This is a genomic window from Tepidiphilus baoligensis (assembly GCF_012911495.1).
GTDB classification, from domain to species: domain Bacteria; phylum Pseudomonadota; class Gammaproteobacteria; order Burkholderiales; family Rhodocyclaceae; genus Tepidiphilus; species Tepidiphilus olei.
On the sequence record NZ_JAAAUB010000040.1, the window covers coordinates 1 to 1,180 of the forward strand.

Consider the following 1,180-nt stretch of genomic DNA (forward strand, 5'->3'; position numbering starts at 1 on the left):
CGCGGGCAGAAGTAGAACGGGACACAGTCGCCCACGTGCAGGTCGGGGTGGCTGTTCAGTGACAGAGTCAAGCGCCGCTGCTTGATGCTGCTCATGCCGATGGTCGTGCCCTGCGGCGCACGGCGAATGACCTCCGCGTCGCACCAGAGGAAGCCGTCGGCCACGATGGAGGGCAGACGATCCACATGGGCGATGTGGTAGATCTTGGGCCGCGGGGGGACAGTGTGCGTCATGCGGTACTGTCTCCGAACAATTCGAGCATTGGTTGGGTGTCATCAGTACGATCAAGGTGGGTGCGACGTACTCGGACACCCAGCAACTCGCTCTGCGCGATATCACCCAAGGCATGCTGAAGTGCGATGCGCCACCCTTTGCCGGCGTCCATGACGCCGCCAGTCGCCATGGCGGTCATGCCGAACAGCCACCAGCGCTCCTCGGGCCGCAGCGCCAGCCAGTTCCTCACGGCGATGGGGATCTTGACTGGGTCCATTTGCTCGACGGCCCAGGCTAGGACACAGAGTTCCTTGCCAAGCAGGCGATCCACGGGGTTGTCGCCAATTCTCCATGCACTGGGCTTCAAACCGTGCACGGTGAGGCGTGCGTTGAAGGCCCGCTGCACCTCGGCACGGATGGCCGTCCAGCGCGGTCGGTCGAGCAAGACGCGGTCGATCACCGCGGTCTCCGTCGAGGCCGATTGCAGCCCGAGGTATTCGCTGATCTGGACCTTGCCCGTGCTGCTCTTGGGGATGAGCACCTTGAAGTGATGCGGGTCCGAGGTCGCGGGCACCCCGAAGCCCAGCGTATGCTGGACTTGCGCACGCCCTGCGGGCGTCCTGGTTGCAGCGGCCTTGGCTCGCCCCATGGTCATTCCTCCTGGCTCACGTCGCCGGGCTTGAGCTCAACACCGGCGATCTTTGCAAACTCCTTGAGCGCAAAGCCCGTGTCGAACTGGATGGCTTCGGTGATGGCGATGTTGACCAACGCTTCAGGCTCGTTGAGTACCTCCCGAAGGCTGTTGACGACGCCCTCGATCATGGCGGCCGTGACTTCGCGCTCTTGGAAGCGCACGGTCACGGTGTTTTCGCCCTCGCCGATCTCGATGCGAACGCCCTTGAACCGCGTGCCGGGCTGATCGCGGAAGCGATTGATGACCCCGAACACACGGTCGGTGGTGTCCAGA

3 protein-coding genes are annotated in these 1,180 nt (G+C 63.7%); all 3 read right to left on the reverse strand.

Annotated features, from left to right (window positions below; translation table 11 throughout):
- Positions 1 to 233, reverse strand: a 233-nt coding sequence (locus tag GV368_RS10905; RefSeq protein ID WP_169116538.1) for a DUF4433 domain-containing protein, incomplete at its 3' end; no start/stop codon positions are given.
- Positions 230 to 862 carry an anti-phage-associated DUF3780 domain-containing protein gene (locus tag GV368_RS10910; protein WP_169116539.1) on the reverse strand — a complete coding sequence of 211 codons (633 nt, stop codon included), beginning with the start codon at positions 860 to 862 and terminating at the stop codon, positions 230 to 232. The genes GV368_RS10905 and GV368_RS10910, both read right to left, overlap by 4 nt.
- Positions 863 to 864: 2 nt before the next feature.
- Positions 865 to 1,180: hypothetical protein (locus GV368_RS10915; protein ID WP_206673411.1), on the reverse strand; the 316-nt coding region annotated here is incomplete at its 5' end.